General features: G+C 64.7%; 18 protein-coding genes. 7 read left to right on the forward strand and 11 right to left on the reverse strand.

Features of this window, described 5'->3' with window-relative positions; all coding sequences use genetic code 11:
• The first annotated feature begins 315 nt into the window (after positions 1-315).
• Positions 316-759 (forward strand): globin domain-containing protein, encoded by a 444-nt coding sequence (locus OKW30_RS12085; RefSeq protein WP_184070017.1) that lies wholly within the window; start codon positions 316-318, stop codon positions 757-759.
• 243 nt (positions 760-1,002) lie between these two features.
• On the opposite strand, the gene OKW30_RS12090 is transcribed toward OKW30_RS12085, so the two are convergent.
• Both OKW30_RS12090 and OKW30_RS12095 read right to left on the reverse strand, forming a co-directional pair.
• Positions 1,003-2,046: an STAS-like domain-containing protein gene (locus OKW30_RS12090; protein WP_429346791.1), complete on the reverse strand. Its 1,044-nt coding sequence runs from the start codon at positions 2,044-2,046 to the stop codon at positions 1,003-1,005.
• Positions 2,047-2,382: 336 nt separating this feature from the next.
• Entirely contained in the window at positions 2,383-3,495 is a 1,113-nt protein-coding gene (locus OKW30_RS12095; RefSeq protein ID WP_184070019.1) for an alpha/beta fold hydrolase, read from the reverse strand.
• A gap of 476 nt (positions 3,496-3,971) precedes the next feature.
• Here OKW30_RS12095 and glgC point away from each other — a divergent pair, with 476 nt between their 5' ends.
• The 5 genes from glgC (at position 3,972) to OKW30_RS12120 (ending at position 10,160) form a co-directional block, all read left to right on the forward strand.
• On the forward strand, positions 3,972-5,234 hold the full coding sequence (gene glgC, locus OKW30_RS12100) for a glucose-1-phosphate adenylyltransferase (protein ID WP_187631227.1): 1,263 nt from the start codon (positions 3,972-3,974) through the stop codon (positions 5,232-5,234).
• A 150-nt stretch (positions 5,235-5,384) separates the two neighbouring features.
• Positions 5,385-6,845 (forward strand): glycogen synthase GlgA, encoded by a 1,461-nt coding sequence (glgA, locus tag OKW30_RS12105; protein WP_184070023.1) that lies wholly within the window; start codon positions 5,385-5,387, stop codon positions 6,843-6,845.
• A gap of 269 nt (positions 6,846-7,114) precedes the next feature.
• The gene (gene pdxY / locus OKW30_RS12110) at positions 7,115-7,981 is read left to right on the forward strand and encodes a pyridoxal kinase PdxY (protein WP_184070025.1); all 867 of its coding nucleotides are present in this window, start codon (positions 7,115-7,117) and stop codon (positions 7,979-7,981) included.
• A 145-nt stretch (positions 7,982-8,126) separates the two neighbouring features.
• Entirely contained in the window at positions 8,127-8,588 is a 462-nt protein-coding gene (locus tag OKW30_RS12115; RefSeq protein ID WP_184070027.1) for a hypothetical protein, read from the forward strand.
• A gap of 420 nt (positions 8,589-9,008) precedes the next feature.
• Entirely contained in the window at positions 9,009-10,160 is a 1,152-nt protein-coding gene (locus OKW30_RS12120) for a branched-chain amino acid ABC transporter substrate-binding protein (RefSeq protein WP_184070029.1), read from the forward strand.
• Positions 10,161-10,218: 58 nt separating this feature from the next.
• Here OKW30_RS12120 and OKW30_RS12125 read toward each other — a convergent pair whose 3' ends face one another.
• Positions 10,219-12,189: a DUF3857 domain-containing transglutaminase family protein gene (locus tag OKW30_RS12125; protein ID WP_429346792.1), complete on the reverse strand. Its 1,971-nt coding sequence runs from the start codon at positions 12,187-12,189 to the stop codon at positions 10,219-10,221.
• Between the two features lie 145 nt (positions 12,190-12,334).
• Entirely contained in the window at positions 12,335-12,997 is a 663-nt protein-coding gene (locus tag OKW30_RS12130) for a hypothetical protein (RefSeq protein WP_184032871.1), read from the reverse strand.
• Between the two features lie 342 nt (positions 12,998-13,339).
• Between OKW30_RS12130 and OKW30_RS12135 the strand changes: the two genes are divergently transcribed.
• Positions 13,340-13,474, forward strand: a complete 135-nt coding sequence (locus OKW30_RS12135; RefSeq protein WP_260336532.1) for a hypothetical protein — start codon at positions 13,340-13,342, stop codon at positions 13,472-13,474.
• A gap of 278 nt (positions 13,475-13,752) precedes the next feature.
• On the opposite strand, the gene hutG is transcribed toward OKW30_RS12135, so the two are convergent.
• From hutG to hutH, 7 genes are all read right to left on the reverse strand, one after another.
• On the reverse strand, positions 13,753-14,565 hold the full coding sequence (hutG, locus tag OKW30_RS12140) for an N-formylglutamate deformylase (protein ID WP_429346793.1): 813 nt from the start codon (positions 14,563-14,565) through the stop codon (positions 13,753-13,755).
• A gap of 51 nt (positions 14,566-14,616) precedes the next feature.
• Positions 14,617-16,002 (reverse strand): formimidoylglutamate deiminase, encoded by a 1,386-nt coding sequence (locus OKW30_RS12145; protein WP_429346794.1) that lies wholly within the window; start codon positions 16,000-16,002, stop codon positions 14,617-14,619.
• Positions 16,003-16,017: 15 nt separating this feature from the next.
• Positions 16,018-17,247: an imidazolonepropionase gene (gene hutI, locus OKW30_RS12150; RefSeq protein ID WP_429346795.1), complete on the reverse strand. Its 1,230-nt coding sequence runs from the start codon at positions 17,245-17,247 to the stop codon at positions 16,018-16,020.
• An 84-nt stretch (positions 17,248-17,331) separates the two neighbouring features.
• Positions 17,332-17,982 (reverse strand): HutD/Ves family protein, encoded by a 651-nt coding sequence (locus OKW30_RS12155; protein WP_429346796.1) that lies wholly within the window; start codon positions 17,980-17,982, stop codon positions 17,332-17,334.
• 8 nt (positions 17,983-17,990) lie between these two features.
• Entirely contained in the window at positions 17,991-19,679 is a 1,689-nt protein-coding gene (gene hutU / locus OKW30_RS12160) for a urocanate hydratase (protein ID WP_184070041.1), read from the reverse strand.
• A 61-nt stretch (positions 19,680-19,740) separates the two neighbouring features.
• The gene (hutC, locus tag OKW30_RS12165) at positions 19,741-20,436 is read right to left on the reverse strand and encodes a histidine utilization repressor (protein ID WP_090803957.1); all 696 of its coding nucleotides are present in this window, start codon (positions 20,434-20,436) and stop codon (positions 19,741-19,743) included.
• Positions 20,437-20,461: 25 nt separating this feature from the next.
• Entirely contained in the window at positions 20,462-21,982 is a 1,521-nt protein-coding gene (gene hutH / locus OKW30_RS12170; RefSeq protein ID WP_184070043.1) for a histidine ammonia-lyase, read from the reverse strand.
• Positions 21,983-22,270: the final 288 nt, after the last annotated feature.

Genomic DNA, 22,270 nt, shown 5'->3' on the forward strand with positions numbered 1-22,270 from the left:
TGCCGCGGTTATCTTGCCTGGCCGTTTACCCGCAATTCGTAGTTTTGGTAGGAGTTCAGGGGGGCAGCGGGCTATGCGGCAGTCGAACAGAGGGCTGTCGACAACGGCGTGGTGGCCACCGCACCAAGCATCTCTACGGTGTCGCAAACGAGGCTTGACTTCGCAATAGGAACCTCTACCACTCTATTGACACGCTTCGGCAGATTTTTGGCGGCCAGAGGCACCTTGCCCGGGTAAGTACATTCGTCAGACACAGGCGAGCCAGCCAGACTTGGCTGCTCTCGCTCTTTCATTAGCTTCCTTTCGGAGAAAAGCATGAGCGCTCCTCTTTCGCCAGAAACGATTGCCATCGTTAAATCTACTGCTCCCGTCATACAACAGTATGGCGTGGCGATCACGACCCGGATGTACGAGCGACTTTTCGTCGATCCGGAAATGAGAGAGCTTTTCGATGAGGCGGCCCAAAGGTCGGGGGAGCAACCGAAGCGACTGGCTGCCGCGTTACTCGCGTTTGCGAGTAACGCGGACAACCTCGACATTTTGACAGCGGCGATAGAGCACATCGCCGCACGCCACGTAGCGATGCGTGTTAAGCCCGAGCACTATCCTGCGGTCGCTAACGCGTTGCTTCCCGCCATCAAGGATGTGCTCGGCGACGCCGCGGAGGAGCGCGTCCTGAACGCTTGGGGCGAGGCGTACTGGTTTCTGGCAGAAGTCTTGAAGAGCCGCGAGAACAGGCTCTATACGCATAGTGAATGATGCAATTCGGCTTCGTCAGCGACCACAGCTAGATTGCAAAAGTCTCGCGAGACAAAAAGATGTGAACGTCAGAGTGGTTGGCCAACGATGCGACGGACAGGATCGGCGCGCACATGTCTATTCGCGAGGGCGGATTCAACCGGTCGATGCAACACAATGAACGTCGCATGAGCGGCGGGAGTGTTGCAAATGAAACAGAGGCGCCGGATCTATTACAGCGGGCGCGCAGTCCTCTTGTGAGCGTCACTCCCCGTCCTTTGCCGCCTGCGCGCGCTTGACCATTTTTGCCACTTCGGCGTTAGTGTTCAACGGTACAAGCTCGATTTCCGGATGTTCTTTGGCAAAAACGCGGAAAATCTGATCGGCGAATGCTTGCCCGATAGAGTCGACATCCTTGAAGTCGAAAATTACGTGCTTGAAAAGCTCGACTCGTGCCAACAATCTTTTTGCCTGTGATCTGGACACAAGTTCGTCGGCGCCATATCTAGCCAAGTTAACGGGCACAATCGTTTTGTCGAAAGTGTAGTCGTCGCTCTCCGTAAACTCATCGAAGACCTTCCTTGTGGTCCTTGCCGTGTGATTGTTCAGTTCCATAAAGACAGCAGTACCAGGGTGTGCCTTAGAGCGTTCGAGTAGCCAGTCCTCCGGTTTGCCTCTCTCGTGATTGAAATACAAGCCACCCGAAAGGATTTCAAATTTATCGTACATCCGAGAAGTGAAGAAGATACCCTCACCGGAGTGGTTGCGAGGATCGGTGGTCAACTTTCCTTTCGCAAGCTCGAAAATCGCATGACGTTCGTCGAGCAGACCGAATTCAGTTTGAATCTTTTTGAAGATTCCGACGCCGTCATCAGAAATTACGACCTCCGTAGAAATCGCAGTCTTTGTAATTTTGACGGCAATCGTCGTGCCGCCGGAGTGGTCGATCGCGTTGTTGAACATCTCAGTAAAGCCGTGATGCCAGATATTAACTACGTTATCGGGCAGTGGCGAGATAGTGTCTTTAATGTCCTGCCGCCAGACGACATCCTCTGCTAGTGACTCAGTAATCGTATAGGAGAAGGTTTGCTCAAATAGCTGTACGAGCTTGTAACTCGACGCACGCCCCGTTCCGTCCTTTGTCACTGTTCCTTGGTCGCGCAGTCTTGTGAGGTGCTTGTTCACCGCTTGTCGAGTGATTCCAAACTGTTCCGCTGCCAGCGCAGCGATGTCACCGTTATGACTCTCGATGTGCTCCAGTATGAACCGGCGCACCAACTCTCCCTTTTCTCGAACCTTGCTGATCATATGCCACCTTTTGACAACCTTGTTCTTCCAGATTGTCAACCTTGGCACTCCCTTCGTCAACCTTGTCTTTCGGAGACAGCAACGGTTTTCTTGATTATTGGTTGTTAATGCGGTCTTTGGCAATCGAACGCACGCGGAGCGCTCTCGCCCAACGGAGGGCAAACGGTATTCTTCTCTGCACATTGGCGATTTTCGCCTCGTGGCCGACTAAACCCGGTCCGCGAGCGGTCTCCCGGGAAATCCGGCGAAGAGCCGAAAAAAATAGCCCCTAGACCTTTTAGCCTGGCCGTGCACAACCTGGGAGTTCGGTGGGAAGACAACAAATCGTTTGAATGCTCACCGGTTCCCCGGCACCGCCGCCAACCCGTCCAGCAGCGCTTTGTGAAACGCCTGCTGGTCCTGCATCTGCGGCGCGTGTCCCAGTTCCGCGAATTCGACCAGCGTCGCATGCGGGATCGCCTTCGCGGCCGCCTTGCCCAGTTCCGGATAATGACCGATCTTTGCGCGCACCGCAGCGGGCGCTGCGTCCTTGCCGATCGCGGTGGTGTCCTTCTGTCCGATCAGCAACAGCGTCGGCATGCTCAACTGCCCCAGTTCGTACACCACCGGCTGGGTGTAAATCATGTCGTAGAGCAGCGCGGAATTCCACGCGACGATCTGCTTGCCCGGCCCACGATACATGCCCGCGAGCATCTGCACCCACGGTTCGTAGTCCGCGCGCCATTGCCCCGCGTAATAGGTCGCCTGTTCGTAGCGGCGGATGCCGTCGGCGGTGGTCTTCAGCTCCCGCTGATACCACTGGTCGACCGACAGCGACGGCACGCCCTTCGCCTTCCAGTCCTCGAGTCCGATCGGGTTCACGAGCACCAGTTGCTGTGTTTCGCGCGGATACATCAGCGCATAGCGGACGGCGAGCATGCCGCCCGTCGAATGGCCGACCACCGTCACCTCGCTGACGCCGAGCGAATCGAGCAGCGCATGCGTATTGCGCGCGAGTTGCTGGAAGCTGTACTGGTAATGCTCGGGCTTGCTCGATTTGCAAAAGCCGATCTGGTCCGGTGCGATCACGCGATAGCCGGCATCGCTCAGCCGGCGAATCGTCGCGTCCCACGTCGCCGAACAGAAATTCTTGCCGTGCAGCAACACCACGGTGCGGCCGTTCGCATGCGCGGGCTTCACGTCCATGTAGGCCATCTGCAAAGGCACGCCCTGCGAGGTGAATTCGAAACGTTCGACCGGCGCCGGGTAGCTGAAGCCCTGCAGCTCCGGACCGTAGGCCGGGCCGGAATCGTCGAGCGAAGACGCGGCCGCGGCGCTCGCGACGGCCGGGCTCGCCTCGCTGACCGGCACGCCCGCCGGCGTGGCGGCCTCCGCGACAGACGCCGCGCACAACATGGCGCAGGCGCAGACACTCGACAGGGCAAGCAGGAATGGGCGGTGAAGGTTCATCGGGATGCTCTGCAAAAAACGCAATAGGGATGCACGAGGCAGGGAGCGCACGATTCTACGATGCGCCGCCGAACTCCGCCGCCAGTCGCGCACTGCGGACACGGCACGCGGCCGCGGAGATGTGGCATGCATATTGCGCGTTCTGGGCTCAAGCATCGTCCGGACACGACCTCATGGCCAATGTGTTGCGCCGCACCGAAAAGCGCGCCGTAACAGGCGATCGTTTGAGGATGGTCCGCCACGCGGCCCCCGCAATAAAGATTATTCGCTCGCGTCCAATCGGTGCTAGAACTGACGGACGGACCCGCGAAAACAGGCAGCGAAGAACGGCAATGCGGCACGACTGCCAGGCAGCCCGAATCATCAGCGCAGAGGAAGCGACCAGATCATCCCCGGGGGTATATCAATCAAGCAACCATCTTGCATGCGGTCGGAGCGAGTGCTGAAGGGCTCACTCCGATCGACAGGAGACAAATATGAATACTCCGGCACGGCTGAACGACTTACAGCGCACTACCCTCGCGATCGTCCTCGCCGGCGGACGCGGTACCCGGCTCGGACCGCTCACGAACAAGCGCGTGAAGCCGGCGGTGCACTTCGGCGGCAAATACCGGATCATCGACTTCGCGCTGTCCAATTGCCTGAATTCCGGCATCCGCCGCATCGCGGTGGTCACGCAGTACAAGGCGCATTCGCTGCTGCGGCATCTGCAGCGCGGCTGGAGCTTCCTGCGCGGCGAGATGGGCGAGTTCATCGACCTGTGGCCCGCGCAGCAGCGCGTCGAAGGCGCGCACTGGTATCGCGGCACCGCCGACGCGGTGTTCCAGAACCTCGACATCATCCGCTCGATCCGCCCGAAGTACGTGGTCGTGCTCGCGGGCGACCACATCTACAAGATGGACTACACGCGCATGATCGCCGATCACGCGGACAGCGGCGCCGACTGCACGGTCGGCTGCATCGAGGTGCCGCGCATGGAAGCGGTCGCGTTCGGCGTGATGGCGGTCGACGAAAATCGCCACGTGACCGGCTTCGTCGAAAAACCGGCCGACCCGCCTGCGATACCCGGTCGCCCCGACACGGCGCTCGCGAGCATGGGCATCTACGTGTTCAGCGCCGACTACCTGTACACGCAGCTCGAAGAGAACATCGCCGCGATCGATACCGATCACGACTTCGGCAAGGACATCCTGCCGCGCGTCGTCACGCAGGGCGTGGCGATCGCGCATCCGTTCAGCATGTCGTGCGTGTCGTCGGACCCGAGCGTCGAGCCGTACTGGCGCGACGTCGGCACGATCGACGCGTACTGGGCCGCGAACCTCGATCTCGCGTCGACGATACCGACGCTCGACCTGTACGACGAGTCATGGCCGATCTGGACATACCAGGAGCAGTTGCCGCCCGCGAAGTTCGTACGCGACATGAAGGGGCTGCAGGGCTCGGGAACCAATCTGATCGTCTGCGGCGGCTGCGTGATCTCGGGCTCGCAGATTTCGCGCTCGGTGCTGTCATCGAACGTGAAAGTGAGTTCGTTCTGTAATATCAATGAGGCAGTGTTATTGCCGCAGGTCACGGTCGGCGCGAGTTGCCGCCTGCAGAAGGTCGTGATCGACCGTGGCTGCACGATTCCGGAAGGCACGGTGATCGGCGAAGACCCGGCGCGCGACGCCGAGCGCTTCTATCGCACCGACGAAGGCGTCGTGCTGGTCACGCAGGAGGCGTTGCGCGAGCATCCGTAGTAGCGCGCCCGCCGCCTGCCCGCGCCGGCGGCCACGCGCCGCCGGCCAGGCGTCGCCTGGCTTCACCTTGCTTCACCCGGCTTCGCCCGAACCACCGCTGACTATTTGCCGACCCCGAGCAACCCTGCCACCCCGACAGAGACCCGGCCTATGACGATTCGCGCCCTGCACGTCGCAAGCGAGCTGTATCCCCTCCTCAAAACGGGCGGTCTCGCCGACGTCGCGGGCGCGCTGCCGTCCGCGCTGATCGAGCGCGGCGCCGACGTGCGCGTGCTGCTGCCGGGCTTTCCGGCCGTGCTCGCCGGCCTGCGCGATCTGCAGCCGGTCGCGCAACTGGGCAGCCGCTTCGGCGCGCCGAACGTGACGCTCGAACGCGGCACGCTGCCCACCAACGGGCTCGCCGTCTACGTGATCCGCGCCGCGTCGCTGTACGATCGCCCCGGCAACCCGTATCTGAACGACGAACACGTGCCGTACGGCGACAACGCGCAGCGCTTCGCGCTGCTCGGCTGGGTCGCCGCGCAACTCGCACAGCAAACGGACCCGACGTGGTCGCCGCAGATCGTCCACGCGCACGACTGGCACGCGGGGCTCGCGCCCGCCTACCTGAAGGCCGCCGAACGCGAGCACGGCCGCGCGCCCGCGCGCAGCGTGTTCACGATCCACAACCTCGCCTACCAGGGGATTTTTCCCGCGCATCAGTTCGGCCTGCTCGGCCTGCCGCACGATTTCTTCAACATGCACGGCGTCGAGTTTTATGGTCAGCTGTCGTTCCTGAAGGCGGGGCTCTACTACGCCGAGCGCATCACGACCGTCAGCCCGACCTATGCGCGCGAAATCCAGACGCTCGCGCACGGCGGCGGGCTCGATGCACTGTTGCGCCATCGTGCACACGATCTGAGCGGCATCCTGAACGGCGTCGACTACACGGTGTGGAATCCCGCCACCGATACGCTGCTCTCGACGCACTACAGCGCGTCGAGACTGGCGGGCAAGCTCGCCTGCAAGGAAGCGCTGCAAAAGCGCTTCGGCCTCGCGCAGAGAAGCGACGCGCTGCTGTTCGGCGTGGTGAGCCGGCTGACCGAGCAGAAAGGCCTCGATCTGCTGCTCGGCGCGGTGCCCGAGATCGTCAAGCGCGGCGGGCAACTGGTCGTGTTCGGCACCGGCGATCCGGCGCTCGAGAATGGCCTCAGGATGGTCGCGCAGGCGCATCCGGAATCGGTCGCGGTCGAGCTCGGCTTCGACGAAACCCTCGCGCATACGATCATCGCCGGCAGCGACGTGGTCGCGGTGCCGTCGCGCTTCGAGCCGTGCGGGCTCACCCAGCTCTATGCGCTCGCCTACGGGTCGCTGCCGCTCGTGCACTGCATCGGCGGTCTCGCGGATACGGTCGCCGACGCATCGCTCGAAAACCTCGCCGACGATTTCGCCACCGGCTTCGTGTTCGAACGCTTCGATCCGAAGGGACTCGCCTCGGCGATCCGCCGCGCGTTCGCGCTGTACGGACGCCGCACCGAATGGAAGGCCACGCAGCGGCGCGCGATGCGCCAGGACTTCGGCTGGGGCGCGTCGGCCGACCGCTATCTGGCCTTGTATCGCGAGCTCGTCTGAAGCATCCGGCCGCACGCTGAACTGTCAGGTTTCGTTAATCTTCACGCGCGTTTGATGGTTCGGCGCAACAGCACGGGGACGGATCAACTCGCGGCTGTCAAACTCCTGTATCGTTTGCTGACTTGCCGGCCATGCAGTTCGTGGGTTTTTCCTGCACCATCTGTATCAGGCATGTCTGCCGCACGGCGCCCGGGCCATCGGGCCGCCCGCGCGAGCCTCCCCTTCCAGTGTTTTGTTGATCGCGCATGACCGGTTGCGCGAGCCTTACCATGACGAAAAACGTTCTGAGCATCCAGTCCCATGTCGTGTTCGGTCACGCCGGCAACAGCGCGGCCGTGTTTCCGATGTGCCGGCTCGGCGTCAACGTGTGGCCGCTCAACACCGTGCAGCTCTCGAATCACACGCAATACGGGCATTGGAGCGGCAGCGCGATCGACGCATCGCAGATGGAAGATCTCGTCGACAGCATCGGCGCGATCGGCATGCTGCCGCGCTGCGACGCAGTGCTCTCCGGCTATCTCGGCACGAAGGAACAGGCGCAGGCGGTGATTGACATCGTCAAGGCCGTGAAGGCGGCCAATCCCCGCGCTTGGTACTTTTGCGATCCGGTGATGGGCGCCACGGGCGGCTACAAGGTCGAGCCCGGCATCCAGGAATTCCTCGTGAAAGAAATGCCGCAAGTCGCCGACGGGATCGCGCCGAATCACATCGAATTGCAGCGCCTCGTCGGTCGCGAGATCGAGACGTTCGAGGAAGCCGTCACCGCGTGCCGCGAGCTGCTCGCGCGTGGGCCGAAGCTCGTGCTCGTCAAGCATCTGCTCGATCGCAACAGCCCCGCCGACCGCTTCAACATGCTCGTCGTCACCGAGCGCGAAGCGTGGATGGGACAGCGTCCGCTCTATCCGTTCGCGCGCCAGCCGGTCGGCGTCGGCGATCTGACGAGCGCGGTCTTCGTCGCGCGCACGCTGCTCGGCGATTCGATCCGCTCGGCCTTCGAGCACACGCTCGCCGCGGTCAACGCGGTCGTCAAGGCGACCTGGCAGGCCGGACGCTATGAACTCGAACTGGTGGCGATGCAAAACGAAATCGCCCAGCCGCGCGAGTGGTTCGATGCGTGGGTCGCGGAGACGGCTTAGATGACTTAGGCACGTCGCTCGTTGCCGAGCGCCCTCGCCAGCACCCTGCTGGCGGCCGTCCTATAATGCGTGCCGCGTGGACCAGGGCTTGCGCCCTCGCGCCACGGCATTTTCAGCATCCGGCATTCAGCAGACGAGGCATTCGATGGACGGTCATATCCGCAGCGAGCGGGAAGAATTTTTTGAGCAGTTGTGCATCAGCGTCGACGCGGACGAAGCGCACGAACAGGAAGCGATCGAGTTCTTCGAGAACCAGTTCGACCAGCCCGACTTCGATCCCGCGCAATGGCTCGATATCGCGCTCTACTACTCGGCCGCCGTCGCGCGCGGCATCGTCGACATGGTGACGGCCGACGACAAGGCACGCAGCAACATCGCCGAAATCATCGCCGACAATCTCGACATCTCGTACGGCGAGGACGACTGCCAGCAGTTCGCCGAGACGATCGGATTCGCGCTGAACAACGGTGTGCCGGTCGATCTCGACGTGGTGCTCGACGGCTGCCAGCGCGCGATCGACGATCTCGACACGTGGGCCGACGAAGACACGAAGGCGCCGCTTTTGCGTCTGCGTGAAGAGCTGCTGCGCCAGCAAGGCGAGCGCTAGGCAAAAGGCTCGAATCTCCTCCGACAACGCAATACCGCAACACCGGCCGGCGCGCTCGCGCCGGCTTCTTAAGCATATGCCGTAATCCGCAGCCCAGGCGGACCTTCGCACGGCAAGCCAGCTTGCATGCCTGACGCACGCTCCATGTGCACCACATGCACCTGTTGCGGCCTATGCCGAAATGCTCATCCAAAACGCCACGAATTGCCAAGACGACGGCAATTTGGCTTTCTATATTCGCCCCAGATTGACGTCGCGAACACGCTGCGAGGCTCAACGCCAGTGCGCGTATTCCAGCATTGTGAGCGGCGAGCGATCCTTCGTAGTCTTGCGATGCGCGAGGGTTTGCCTCGGCCTCACGTGTCGTACCGCTTTGCTGTCGTACCGCTTTCATAACAACCGTCGATGCAAGGAGAGACCATGAGTCTTCGCAACACGCTGAAACCGCTGGCCATGCTCGTGGGTGCGATGTTTGCCGTCGCGCCTGTTGCCAGTTTCGCCGACGACCTGCCGGTCAAGATCGGTTTTGCCGCGCCGCTGACGGGCGCCAATGCCGGCTACGGCAAGGATCTGGAAAACGGTGTGCGGCTCGCGATCGACGAAGCCAACGCGCAGAAGATCAAGATCGGCGACAAGGTCGCGCACTTCGAGATCGTCTCGCAGGACGACCAGGCCGACCCGCGCGTCGGCGTGCAGGCCGCGCAGAAGCTGGTCGACTCGGGCGTCGCGGTGGTCGTCGGCCACTTCAACTCGGGCACGACGATCCCGGCCTCGCAGGTCTACGAGCAGGCTGGCATTCCGGTGCTCGATCCCGCCGCGACGAATCCGATCATCACGGGCCGCGGCTTCGCGAACACCTTCATGGTGATTTCGACCGACGCGCAGAACGCCGGCAATGCGGGCGCCTATGCCGTCGAGGTGACGAAGGCCAGGCGCATCGCGATCATCGACGATCGCACCGCGTTCGGCCAGGGCGAAGCCGACGAGTTCGAGAAGGCCGTGAAGGCGCACGGCGGCAACATCGTCGCGCGCGACTACACCGACAACCACGCGGTCGACTTCAGCACGCAGATCACCAAGTTCAAGGGCGCCAATGCGGACCTCGTGTTCTTCGCCGGCCTCGACAGCCAGGCGGCGGGCTTCGCGCGGCGCATGAAGCAGCTCGGCCTGAACGCACAGCTGGTCGGCGGCGGCGGCGTGATGGACGAGGACTTCATCAAGCTCGCGGGCGATGCGTCCGACGGCGCGATGGCCTGGGAATACGGCCGCCCGCTCGCGCAACTGCCGGGTGGCAAGGACTTCAACGCGAAGTTCAAGAAGCGCTTCGGCGCGGACGTGCTGTCCTATGCGCCGTTCGGCTACGACGGCGCGTGGGTCGCGATCAAGGCGATGCAGCAGGCCAGATCCGACTCGCCGAACGTGTACCGTCCGGCGCTCAAGTCGATCGACTACGACGGCGTGACCGGCAAGATCTCGTTCGACAGCACCGGCGCGTTGAAGAGCGGCGCGTCGACGCTGTATCAGGTGAAGAACGGCGCGTGGGTGCCGGTCGTGACGAAGAGCGGCACCTAAGCTCCACGTCCAGTAGATCGTCGCGGCCCTGCCCGGCGCGTGGCCGGCGCGGGGCGCGCTACCGCCGCGCGCTCGCCGCCCGGACGACCACCTCGGCATCGAGATCGCGCTCGATGCGCACGAGGTCGTCGCGAATCGCCGCGAATTCGTTTGGCGTACACATCTGATGGCCGAACGCGGCGCGCAGATGCCGGTTGAGCTGCAACGTGCGCGTCGCCGGATCGAAGACGTAGTGCGACGCAAACGTGAGCAACGGGTCCTCGACCGTGCTGTCGGTCGGCAGGTCGGTCACGCGCACGAAGCGCGGCAAGCTCATTTCCAGCGTTTCATCGAACTCCCCGCCGATGCACGCCCACGGCTGCGTTCTGACGGGCTCCGCGAGCCACGCCTCGACCTGCGAGCCCATGCCGCCGGCGAGGCTCGTGAGCGCCCGCACGGCGGTCGTGCCGTCCGGCCAGATCAGATGCGGCACGCTGCCCTGCATCGTCGTCGCGAACGGACCGCCGGTCACGGCGACGTCGTCGGTCTGCAATTGCGCGGAGCCGTGCAAGCCCGTTTGCAGCAGACGCCTGGCGGCAAGCTGCTGCGCGCCCTGGCGCGTCGCGCGGCGGAACGTGTTGCGTTCGAGCTCCGCGGTATAGCCCTGATCCTCGACGCGGTACGCATAATGTGCGGTGCCGTTTTCGTCGATGTCGATCTGCACGCGCGCCTTGCGTTCGCGCCGTTGAGTGGCCGGCGTGCGCGCGAGCACGCCGTCGTCGACGAGCAGCACCGGCCGGTCCATGACGCCGCCAGGCAGATAGCCGAACGCGGTGCCGCCCGCCGTCGTATCCGCGAATTGCGCCAGCTCGGGAATCCAGATGATCGCGTGATTGATCGCGCTCGCGCCGTAGCCGGGGACCTCGGGCAACGTGTAGTACGGACCGAGATTGAGCAGCACCGGCTCGCTGCGAATGCCGACGGCCGCGAGCAGCGCGCCGTATAGCGCGACGTGGTCCTTGCAGTCGCCATAGCGGTTGCGCAGGATGTCGGCCGCCTTGTGCGGAATCGCCGCCGTCTCGCCGAGAAAAAGCGCGACGTAGCGGATGTTCAGACGCATCCAGTCGTACAGCGCGCGGGCTTTGTCGCGAGGATCGGTAAGGCCGGCCGTCAGTTGCTGTGCGAGACCGATGATCGCGGGATCGTCGCGGGTCGCGTCGTTCTCGGCGGGACCGCGATAGCGCGCGGCGAAGCTCGCGAAGTCCGGCACCGTCGACACCATCAGCCGGTCGCCCCAGTTCGCGTAGCCGACCGCGCCCGCTTCGAGCCGCGCATAGGGGCCGTGCCGGTAGTCGAACTCGTAGCGCGTGCGGCCGTTCGCGGTGACGGGCGGCATCGCGACGTAGCCGCGCGCATCCGCATAGAGCGGCACGTCGACGGGAAGATCGAAGATCAGACGCTGCTCGTCGACGGGCTCGAGCGACGGCTCGACCAGATAGGCGAAGGTGCCCGCTTGCAGCGGCTTCGCGCGGGTCTTGCGAAATTCCAGGTGCACGCGCGAGCCGATCGTGACGCCGGGGAAGATCACGGTGCGCAACACACCGTCCTCGAAGCTCGGCGCGCCGGACGAGCGCGGCTCCTGCACGTCGCGGATCGCCTCGGGACCGACCGCATGCGCGGTGCCGTCGGGGTCGATCGTTTCGGCGGCCAGCAGTTGCACCTGCTCGATGTCCTTGTTGAACCACACATAGCGTTGCGCGATCTCGTCGACGCCGCTGGCCGTGTCCGCGCGCATCAGCGTGTCGTCGTGTTCCTCGATGGAACCGTCCTTCTGGATCACGAACAAATGGACGTCGCGCTCGATCGTCGCAGGGGCACGTTCGTTGGTGGAGGTGGCGATTTCGCCGGCTGCCACGCAAAGGGGCAAGACGATGCCGCTCGCGGCGGATAGCGCGGCAAGCAACGCCGCGGCGCGCACGCGGCGCACGCGGCACGCGAGCCCGATCATCGCGATCGACGTGTGCGCCAACGTGACGACGACGTTCCCCAAGATCCACCTCGGACAGGTTCGTGTCGTCGTTGTAGCACATCGCCGACCCGTGTGTTTCGGGCCGGGGTCGGCGTTGCCGCGTCGAGCTCGAGCGGCATTGAAGTCACCGGCGCACCCGCGACGCAGCGGCCGGCGTCGATCGTCTTCACTCGCCGTCGTCGAGCTGGCTCAGCAGCGCCTGCAGTTTTTCCACGTGCCGCAGCAGCATGTGCCGGTGCTTGTCGATCTGTTCAAGCCGGCCCTCCAGGTCGGCTTGAATGCGGTCATCGAGTTCGGCCGCGGCCATTACGTCCTCGACCTTCGCGCGCATCGATGCGAGCTCCACCGGCGCGTGCAGCAGATGCCGCTCGAAGCGCCGCACTTCCTGCGTCGCGAGATCGCGCACCTTGCGAAAATGCGCGTGACGGCGGTGCGCTTCGACATCGAGCGTTTCTTCCTCGAGGCGTCGCGCGGGCGGCGGCTGCCCAAAAATCGGCTCGGGCCGCAACACCGTCTTCTTGCGCACCGGATGCGCGGTGCCCCGAAAGCGCGCGAGCGGCTGCTCGTTGTCGATCGCCTCGCGCGCATTCGCCGGAATCTCGTGACCGGTGTGCGGCACGTTCATCCAGCCGCCCGGCAAACCGGTGACGGCCTCGACGCCGCGCACGAATTCCTCGCTGAATTCGCGTTGCCCGGACAGCATCAGCTTCAGGTAGCTCGCGGAAAACGTCATCATGCGCGCGAGCCGGCTCGCGGCGCCGACCTCGCTGGTCAGCAACACCAGGTTCGCGCGCCAGACTGGCAGCAGCAATTCGTCGGAATCTTCCATCGCTGGGTCTTCCATCTTTTCGCCTGATGAATCGATGACCGCGTCGCGCATGTCATCGTTTTGAAAGGGTCGTCGTCTCGCGGTGTCGCGTGCAATGCCGCTATGCCGCTTTGCGTGCGGTGGGGCCCAGATGTCGAAGGTACACATTTGACACGGTACGCACCGGCCAATTCAGCGCAAAGCGCGTTAAAACAGGGCTGACGACACATCGCATGTTGCATTGACACACGTATTCGCGCGCCGGTCCTATCCGCGGCCGCTTGATGTGGCATGCTTACACGCCGATGCGGCACGCGTCGTGCCGCATGGCTTGCTCCACAACACTGACTTAAGGGTTTTGTAATGAAGAAAATCGTTCTCGCCATCGCCGCAGCCGTTGCCACGCTGAGCGCGATCGTCCCCGCTCAGGCCGATGAGCATCACCACGAGTGCCATAAGGTGCACGTGCATCATCATTGGGAAAAGCGCTGCCACTAATGGCGGTGAAACCGTGTCCGATGGACGCGGTGCACATCAAAAAGCCCCGTTTTCGCGGGGCTTTTTTTCATGACGCGCCGCGTCTTGAAACAGCCGGCGCACGATACGCTGTGCGCGCTCGACGCTCAAACCATTCCATATGAACGCGCCGGCACGCAATCACGGACACATGCTGTTACACCTTCGCGATACGCTGACCGATGCAGGCCGACGCGGACCGCGATGCCGCGCGTTCCTGCAGCAATCGTGATCCGCGTGGTGAGAAAGGAATACAAGCTTCAGGCGGATTTCACGCGAGCGAGAGCCGTCGTTACCAGCGCTTCGAGCAGTGGCGCGACCTTCGCGGCGAGGTCTTCATCGTATGCATAAGGCAGGCGCTCTTCCATGTAGGTGATCTGCGACAGCTCGAGTTGCACCGCATGCACGCCCTGCTCGGGCTGCCCGTATTGCCGCGTGATATAGCCGCCCTTGAAGCGGCCATTCGCGATCGCCGTGTAGCCGCCGTGACGCCCGACCAGCGCGGCCAGTTCGTCAGCCAGGCCCGGCGCGGCGCTCGCACCGTTCGACGTGCCGAAGTTGAAATCCGGCAGACGTCCGTCGAAAAACCGCGGCACGCGCGAGCGGATCGAATGCGCTTCCCACAGCAGCACCTTGCCGTGCTTCGCCTTCAGCGCCGCGAGCTCGCCGGTCAGCGCGTCGTGATACGGCTTCCAGTAAGCGTCGCGACGGCGCGTGATTTCGGCGTCGTCGGGCAGATGGCCGTCGCGATAGAGCGGCTCCCTGTCGAACGTGTCGACCGGCAGCAGACCCGTAGTGTCCTGCCCCGGGTACAGGTTCGCGCCGTCGGGCGGACGGTTCAGGTCGACCACGTAGCGCGCGTAGGTCGGCGTCAGGATCGACGCGCCGAGGCGCTTCGCGAATGCATACAGGCGATCGAGATGCCAGTCGCAATCGTCGGTGCGTTGCGCGACCGGTGTCATCGTCACGGCGATGTCGGCGGGGATTTGCGTGCCCAGATGCGGGATCGAGATCAGCAGCGGCAGGCTTCCCTGATGCAGCGAGAAAACCGGCGTGAGGTTCGAAGCAGTCATGTCAGTCCGGAATCAGTGGGATCGGAGAATCAGTTCGGCGGGTCATGGCCGTTATTTGAGCAGTTCCACGAGCGCCGCGCGATAGCGCGCATAGGCGCCCTCTTCGTCGCGATGCCGGCGATCGTCGACGACCTTGACGCCGCCCGCGTAGACGTCGCGGATCGGCGTATCGCCGTGCTCGCAGAATACGACGCCTGACAGCCACGCCTCGCGCTCATGCCCGGCGATGCTCGTATGGTCGGCGTCGAGCACGAGCCAGTCCGCGCGATGGCCCGGCTGCAACGCGCCGACCGCGCGGCCGGTCGCACGCGCGCCGCCGTCGAGCGCGGCCGCGTACAGACGATCCGCGACATGCGGAGCTTGCGCCGACGCCAGCACGTTGCGCTGCCGGCGCGTCAGACGCTGGCCGTATTCGAGCAGACGCAACTCGGCGCGCCAATCGACGCCGACATGGCTATCCGAGCCGACGCCGATGCGGCCGTGCGCGTCGAGATAGTCTTGCGCGGGAAAAATGCCGTCGCCGAGATTGGCCTCGGTGGTCAGACACAAACCCGCGACCGCGCCGCTCTTCGCGAGCGCGAGCGTTTCGTTCGCATCGACGTGGGTCGCGTGCACGAGACACCAGCGGCTGTCCACATCGAAACGATCGAGCAGCCATTGCACCGGCCGCGTGCCTTCGGTTTCGAGGCACGCGTCGACCTCGGCGGTCTGTTCGGCGATATGGATGTGGACAGGCACGGTTGCGTCGATGCCGCCGAGCAACGTGCGCAGCGACGCCTCCGATACCGCGCGCAGCGAATGCGGCGCCACGCCGTAACGCAGCGCCGCATGTTCGGGGCGCGCGGCGCGTAGCGTGCCGAGCAGATCGAGCAGGCTCTCAGGCGTATTGATGAAGCGCCGCTGATCGTCGCGCGGCGCGCGCGCGCCGAAGCCGCTGTACTGATACAGCACCGGCAGCATCGTGATGCCGATCCCGCTCGCCGATGCCGCGTCCACCACGCGTTGCGCAAGCTCGGCCTGATTCGCGTAGCGCTGGCCGTCCTGCGCGTGGTGCACGTAGTGGAACTCGCACACCGACGTATAGCCCGCCTTCAGCATCTCGATGTAGAGCCACTGCGCGACGCTCGCGAGGCCTTCCGGCGTGATGCGCGCGGCAAAGCGATACATCAGGTCGCGCCACGACCAGAAGTTATCCGTCGCATTGGCGCGATATTCGGTGAGCCCCGCCATCGCGCGCTGAAACGCGTGCGAGTGAAGATTCGGCATGCCTGGCATCAGCGGGCCCGCCGCCTTCGGCACACCCGCCGGCGCCTCGGGTTGATCCGTCGTGACCGCGCTCAGCGTGCCGTGAGCGTCCCATTCGAGCAGCACGTTGCGGCGCCAGCCCTCAGGCAGATACGCGTCAGCGGCGAACAGCGATTGATTGGATTGCGTCATCTCTCAGGTTCTAGTTCAGGTCACACGCGACTCGCGCCGCGTATAAACGGTTTCGCCCGCGCGCACGACGCGCGCGCACAGCGGCCGGCCAATCCAGTAAGCGAGCTCCGCCAGCGAATCGACCGACCACACCGCGAAGTCGGCCGCGCGACCGACCTGCAGCGCACCGTGCCGATCGCTCTTGCCGAGCGCGCGCGCAGCCTGCGTGGTGACGCCTTGCAGCACCTCGGGCACGGTCATGCGAAACAGCGTGCTCGCCATGTTCATCATCAGCAGCAACGAAGTCGCCGGTGAGGTGCCCGGGTTGCTGTCGGTCGAGATCGCGATCGGCACCTCGTAGCGCCGCAGCAGTTCGAGCGGCGGCAACTGGGTCTCGCGGATGAAGTAGTACGCGCCCGGCAGCAGCACCGCGACGGTGCCCGCTTCCTTCATCGCGGCGACGCCGGCTTCGTCGAGAAACTCCAGGTGATCCGCCGATAGCGCGCGATGCCGTGCCGCGAGCGCGGTGCCGCCGCCGTTCGACAACTGCTCGGCGTGCATCTTGACCGGCAGCTCGTAGCGCGCGGCCGCGTTGAACACGCGCTCGCTCTGTTCCAGCGAAAAACCGATGCGCTCGCAGAACACGTCGACCGCATCGACGAGGCCTTCGTCCGCGAGCGCGGGCAGCATCGTGTTGCAGACTTCGTCGATATACGCGTCCGCTCGGCCCGCGAATTCGGGCGGCAACGCGTGCGCGCCGAGAAACGTCGTATAGACCGTGACCGGATAGCGCTCGCCGAGCTGACGCGCGACGCGCAGCATCTTGCGCTCGCTCGCGAGATCGAGGCCGTAGCCCGATTTGATTTCGATCGCCGTCACGCCTTCGGCGAGCAGCGGTTCGAGCCGCGCGGCCGCTTGCGTGAACAGCGACGCTTCGTCCGCGGCGCGCGTCGCGCGCACCGTCGACACGATGCCGCCGCCCTGTCGCGCGATTGCTTCGTAGCTGACGCCCGCGAGCCGCTGCGCGAATTCGTCGGCGCGCTGGCCGCCGTACACGAGGTGCGTATGGCAATCGATCAGGCCCGGCGTCACCCATGCGCCGCGCAGATCTTCGTGCGGCCATGCGGCATAGGGCGTGGGTAAATCGGCGAAAGCGCCGAGCCACGCGATACGGCCGCCGTCGACCGCAATCGCGGCATCGGCGAGCGTGTGGCGAGGATCGCCCTGCGGGCACAAATTCAGGTGATGCCAGACGGTTTGCTTCATCGCGTGCTCTTTGCCGCTCGTTGCGTGTCTGTGGATGGGTTGTCCGCGATGGAGCGCATGTGAGGCCCTATCACGGTTGATTCGTCATCGCGTGTAGCGGATCGTGATCGCGAGCACCGCGCCGTCGCCCGTCAGCGTGCAAGTGAGCGCGTTCGGCCCATCGACGCGTAGCGTGTCGCCGGTGTCGAGCCGCACGGCTTGCGCGTGGTCCGCCGCCAGTCCGACCGTGACCGCGCCGCCCGCGCAAAACAGCAGCGCCACGTCGCCGTCGAGCACGCGCGGCGCATCCTGCTGCGTGCCAGTGCGCCACACGTCCAACTCGCCCTGCGCCACGTCGCGCCGCACCATCAGGTTGAAGTCGCGCGTTGCGCCGTCGACGAGCCGCGCGTCGATGCGCGTCGCGCCATCGAAGCGCGCGATGTCGAGCGGCTGCCGCAACGCATGCGTCGAGGCGACGCCCGCGTCGCCCAGCTCATCGAGCAGCATGCCCGCGCCAGACAGCAACACCAGCGTCCGGTCGACGCCGTCGAAGCGCGAGAACGGTCCCGCCTGCGCGACATCGGCGACGCTCACGCGCCACACGAAGTCGGCGCTCGCCGCGCGCTGCCCGCCGCCGTGCGACGGAAACGCCGCGACCTCACGCGTGAACCCGCCGCCGTTTTTCCACGGCGCCGCCACGAGGTCGGCGCCGCGAATCAGCGTGACGCCTGCCATGCCGCCCGCGTGGTTGGCCATGGTCACGATCAGCGGCCCAGCATCGGCAGATTGAGACCGGCCTCGCGCGCCGTCTGCTGCGCGAGTTCATAGCCCGCATCCGCGTGACGCATCACGCCGGTGGCCGGATCGTTCAACAGCACGCGGCCGAGGCGCTGGTGCGCGGCTTGCGTGCCGTCCGCGACGATCACGACGCCCGCGTGCTGCGAGAAGCCCATGCCGACGCCGCCGCCGTGATGCAATGACACCCACGACGCACCGCCCGCCGTGTTCAGCAGCGCGTTCAGCAACGGCCAGTCGCTGACCGCGTCCGAGCCGTCCTTCATCGATTCGGTTTCGCGGTTCGGGCTCGCGACCGAACCGGTATCGAGGTGATCGCGGCCGATCACGATCGGCGCCTTCAGCTCGCCGTTCCTGACCATTTCGTTGAACGCCTGGCCGAGACGATAGCGATCCTTCACGCCGACCCAGCAGATCCGCGCCGGCAGACCCTGGAACGCGATGCGCTCGCGCGCCATGTCGAGCCAGTTGTGCAGATGCGGATCGTCGGGGATCAGTTCCTTCACCTTCGCATCGGTCTTGTAGATGTCCTCGGGATCGCCCGACAGCGCGACCCAGCGGAACGGGCCCTTGCCTTCGCAGAACAGCGGCCGGATATACGCCGGCACGAAGCCCGGAAAGTCGAACGCGTTTTCCACGCCCATTTCGAGCGCCATCTGGCGAATGTTGTTGCCGTAGTCGAGCGTTGCCGCGCCGCGTTCCTGCAGCGTCAGCATCGCCTGCACCTGCGTGGCCATCGACTGCCTGGCCGGCGTGACGATGCTTTCCGGCGCGGTCTTCATGCGCTCGCGCCAGTCTCCGACCGTCCAGCCCTGCGGCAGGTAGCCGTGAATCGGATCGTGCGCGCTCGTCTGGTCGGTCACGCAGTCCGGCGTGATGCCGCGCGCGACGCACTCGGCGAACACGTCGGCGGCATTGCCGAGCAGGCCAACCGAGATCGGCTTGCCGGCGCGCTTCGCTTCGTCGAGCATCGCGAGCGCCTCGTCGAGCGTCTTCGCCTTCTTGTCGACGTAGCGCGTCTTCAGACGGAAGTCGATGCGCGTCTCGTCGCATTCGACCGCGATCATCGAGAAGCCCGCCATCGTCGCCGCGAGCGGCTGCGCGCCGCCCATGCCGCCGAGACCGCCGGTCAGAATCCAGCGGCCCTTCGGGTCACCGTTGAAGTGCTGGTTCGCGACCGCGAAGAAGGTCTCGTAGGTGCCCTGGACGATGCCCTGGCTGCCGATGTAGATCCAGCTGCCGGCGGTCATCTGGCCGTACATCATCAGGCCCTTGCGGTCGAGTTCGTGAAAGTGTTCCCACGTCGCCCAGTGCGGCACGAGGTTCGAGTTCGCGAGCAGCACGCGCGGCGCGTCCGCATGGGTGCGGAACACGCCGACCGGCTTGCCCGACTGAATCAGCAGCGTTTCGTCTTCGTTCAGGTCCTTCAGCGACGCGAGGATCTGATCGAAGCAATCCCAGTTGCGCGCGGCGCGGCCAATGCCGCCGTACACGACGAGCGCGTGCGGGTGCTCGGCGACTTCGGGGTCCAGATTATTCTGGATCATCCGGTACGCGGCTTCCGCGATCCAGGTCTTGCAGGTCTTTTCCGCGCCGTGCGGTGCGCGGATCGTGCGAGTCGGATCGAGACGCGGATCGACGTGTTTCGGATTGTTCATGGTGTCCCCAATAATGCGTGAAGAGGTTCGATAAAGATTCGGCGAAGACGAAAAAGCGAATTCAGAAATGCCCAGTGAAGCGGTAACGGGTGCCCGGATGCCACAGATTCGCGATCGAGGCGACCTCGCCTTGCGACCACGTGCGCCGGTGCAGCACGAGACACGGCTCGCGTTCACTCATGTTCAACAGCTCGCGCGTGATCTCGTCGGCGGCGAGCGCCTCGATGCGGTACTCGACGCGCTGCAGCGGCGCGACGCGCACGAGGTACTGGTTGGGCGTGGTGTTCGTGAAGTCCTGCAGCGCGTATTCGGGTGCGACGGCCGGATTGACCCAGCGTTCCTCGAGCTGCACCGGCTCCTCGTTTTCGAAATGCAGCAGGCGCGAATGAAACACGGGGCTGCCCGCGCTCACCTGCATCTCTTCGGCGAGCGCTGCATCGGCGATGCTGGCGCCGATGTTCAGCACCCTCGCCTGATAGCGATGACCGCGCGCAACGATTTCATCGGAGATGCTGCGGATCGCCACCAGGGTCGACTCGTACTTGGGACGGGCGACGAAAGTGCCCGAGCCTTGTACACGTGTCAGCACCTGCTCCGAGGTCAACTCGCGCAACGCGCGGTTGACCGTCATGCGCGCGACGCTGAATTCGCGCGCAAGCTCGTTTTCGGAGGGCACCTGGTCGCCTTCGGCCCACTCGCCCGCATGAATGCGCGCGAGGATGAAGTCCTTGATGCCCTGATAAGCAGGTGCGTTCATCGGTGTGATCCGCGCTCTCGACGACTCATTGTTCCGACGCGAACGAGAACGGGCTCAGCTTCGCGACCGCGCCGGCCTGCACGAGCTTCGTGACCGCCGCGATATCCGGCGCGAAGTAGTGATCGAGCTCGTAGTGCGCGACGTCCTTGCGCACGAGGTCCATCACCTTCTGCAGGCTTGGGCTGGTCTTGTGCGGCGCGCGCAGATCGACACCCTGGGCGGCGGCGAGCAGTTCGATCGACAGGATGTTCGCGGTGTTGTCGGCGATATCGCCGAGCTTGCGCGCGGCGAACGTCGCCATCGACACGTGGTCTTCCTGGTTCGCGGACGTAGGCAGCGAATCGACCGAAGCCGGATGCGCGAGCGTCTTGTTTTCCGATGCGAGCGCGGCGGCCGTCACGTGCGCGATCATGAAGCCGGAGTTCACGCCGCCATCCTTGACGAGGAACGGCGGCAGGCCCGACAGCGTCGCGTCGATCAGCAGCGCGATGCGGCGTTCGGCGAGCGCGCCGATTTCCGCCACGGCGAGCGCCAGGTTGTCGGCCGCGAACGCGACCGGCTCGGCGTGGAAGTTGCCGCCCGACAGCACTTCGCCGGTGTCCGGGAAAATCAGCGGATTGTCGGAGACCGCGTTCGCTTCCTTCAGCAGCGTTTCGGCGGCCTGACGCATCTGGTCCAGACACGCGCCCATCACCTGCGGCTGGCAGCGCAGGCTGTACGGGTCCTGCACCTTGTCGCAATCGGCGTGCGACACGTTGATCGCCGAGCCTTGCAGCAGCGAACGATACGCCGCGGCCGCGTCGATCTGGCCTCGATGGCCGCGCAGTTCGTGGATGCGCGCGTCGAACGGCTTGACCGAGCCCATCGCCGCATCCACCGACAGCGCGCCGGCGACGAGCGCCGTGCGGTACAAGTCTTCGATCGCGAACATGTTGTACAGCGCGAGCGCGGTCGAAGCCTGGGTGCCGTTCAGCAGCGCGAGCCCCTCCTTCGCCTGCAGCGTCAGCGGCTTCAGACCGACGAGCGCGAGGCCTTCGGTGGCCGGCATGCGCTCGCCCTTCGCGAACACTTCGCCGACGCCGAGCAGGGTCGCCGACATATGCGCGAGCGGCGCGAGGTCGCCCGATGCGCCGACCGAGCCCTTGACCGGGATCACCGGCAGCACGTCGGCGTTGAACAGCGCGATCAGCGCCTCCATCACTTCGCGGCGGATGCCCGAGTGGCCGCGGCCGAGGCTCGACAGCTTCAGCGCGATCAACAGACGCACGACCGGGCGCGACATCGGCTCGCCGACGCCGACCGCGTGCGACAGCACCAGATTGCGTTGCAGCAGTTCGAGCTGATCGCGCGGAATGTGCGTGCTGGCGAGGCGGCCGAAGCCGGTATTGATGCCATAAGCCGGCTCGCCCCTGGCGGTGATGTCGGCGACGGCCTGCGCGCACGCGTCGATGGCGGCATGGCTCGCGGGATCGAGTTGCAGGGTGAACTGCTCACGCGCGATCTGGCGCAGTTGCGGGAGGGTCAGGTAGCCGGGCTTCAGAATCATGGTTGTCGTCCTGTCTATACAAGTTCAAATAAGTCTAGCCGGCGGGTCTTGTATATACAACTTGTTTTTCGAGATTTCGTGCCTGGGGATTTCCATTATTTGGCACGTGACTCGGCGGGAGCGCGGCGGGTTTGGCGGCAGGTCGTAGGCGGCAGGTCCTGGACGCATGGGTCGGCGTGGCCGCCGTGATTTAGCCCACAGTTGTATATACACCTTCGCGGCGCGGGTCGCCATCTGGCCAAAATTGGCGCGCTCTCGCTGCGCGGGAAGCCGGACACGCCGGCTCCG

Origin of the sequence: Paraburkholderia sp. Clong3, from assembly GCF_050436485.1 — a bacterium.
In the GTDB taxonomy this organism is placed as follows: Bacteria; Pseudomonadota; Gammaproteobacteria; order Burkholderiales; family Burkholderiaceae; genus Paraburkholderia; species Paraburkholderia tuberum.